Origin of the sequence: Brenneria alni, from assembly GCF_003666245.1 — a bacterium.
Lineage (GTDB): Bacteria > Pseudomonadota > Gammaproteobacteria > Enterobacterales > Enterobacteriaceae > Brenneria > Brenneria alni.
The window spans coordinates 1-651 of the sequence record NZ_MJLZ01000120.1 but is presented as its reverse complement, the minus strand read 5'-3'; the positions used below and the strand labels follow the sequence as shown (position 1 = coordinate 651).

The 651-nt window shown below is 46.9% G+C and carries 2 protein-coding genes; both read right to left on the bottom strand.

What is annotated here, in order from left to right:
- Positions 1-20 precede the first annotated feature (20 nt).
- Positions 21-440, bottom strand: coding sequence for an Hcp family type VI secretion system effector (locus BIY29_RS19945; RefSeq protein WP_121576727.1), 420 nt, complete (start codon positions 438-440; stop codon positions 21-23).
- A gap of 15 nt (positions 441-455) precedes the next feature.
- A partial coding sequence (locus BIY29_RS19940; protein WP_147437199.1) for a transposase occupies positions 456-651 on the bottom strand: 196 nt, incomplete at its 5' end.

The window sequence follows — 651 nt, the reverse complement described above, 5'->3', positions numbered from 1 at the left end:
ATTTAAACCGTGGGAAATGTTCAGCGAACCAAAGCCAGCGCAGAGATAGCCCGCAGTGGCGGCATTTCATTTTGCGTCATTGAGTGGGGAGCGGATAGCTTGATTTCAGTGATTCGGGCGTCTCTTAGCTTGATTAAAAAATATTTTTCCAGTCCGCCCGATTCTGAAATTCGATAAAAGTAGAATTCGCACACCAATGCTTCGTTATCGTGCAGCGACATGGCGAGTAAGGGCGAGGATTTATCGATCGGCTTTCTTATTTCCAGCGGATGAAGCGCCAGATTGTCTTGGCGCTCGAGAAAGCTAGTGAGTTCATAGATAAAGATTTGGTCTTCGTGACCTTTTTGATATTTATTACCGATTGATAGCAAGCTGCCGCAGCCGGAAGAGACGAGTCCCTGCTTATTGCCGTTAATCGATGCGTAGATTACATTCGCCATATTAGGCTGTGTCCCTTAATTGCATAACTTCTTGTAAAAGAGTCGGATACAGCCCAGTTTCACCATCGACAGATAATTTCTCGCCGTTTTGTCGTAGCGTGTGGCAATACGCCGGTACTCTTTTAACCGGCCAAAACATCTCTCCACTACGTTGCGGCGACGGTAAACGTCACTGGCGAACCGTGAGCGTCCGTCAGAAGCCATTTTTTCA